The organism is Bradyrhizobium sp. Bra78 (assembly GCF_024519855.1).
In the GTDB taxonomy this organism is placed as follows: domain Bacteria; phylum Pseudomonadota; class Alphaproteobacteria; order Rhizobiales; family Xanthobacteraceae; genus Bradyrhizobium; species Bradyrhizobium japonicum_G.
Window position 1 is genome coordinate 1 of the sequence record NZ_JALJRE010000038.1, and the last position, 293, is coordinate 293.

At 66.2% G+C, this 293-nt stretch carries 1 pseudogene; it reads left to right on the plus strand.

Annotated features, from left to right (window positions below):
• Positions 1-293 (plus strand): annotated as a pseudogene (locus tag OC450_RS34290) (caspase family protein); the annotation flags it as partial.

A 293-nucleotide genomic window follows, 5' to 3' on the forward strand; every position in this document is an offset into this window, starting at 1 on the left:
GGAGGCCGAGGCCGCAGCGGCAAAGGCCGTGGCCGACAAGCAAGCCGCCGAGAAGCAAGCTGCCGAGAAGCAGCAGGTTGCGGACGGCGCACCGAAAGTTGCAGCCGTCGCCCCGACCTCGTCACAGCCCACCCTGTCCGCCGCAGAGACGGCGAAGCTGGTTCAGTCAGAGCTGCGCCGCGTCGGCTGCCTGGCGACATCGTCAGACGGCGACTGGAATGCGTCATCACAACGCTCGCTGACGCTGTTCAACAAATATGCCGGGACGAAGCTCGACGCCAAGCAGGCGAGCT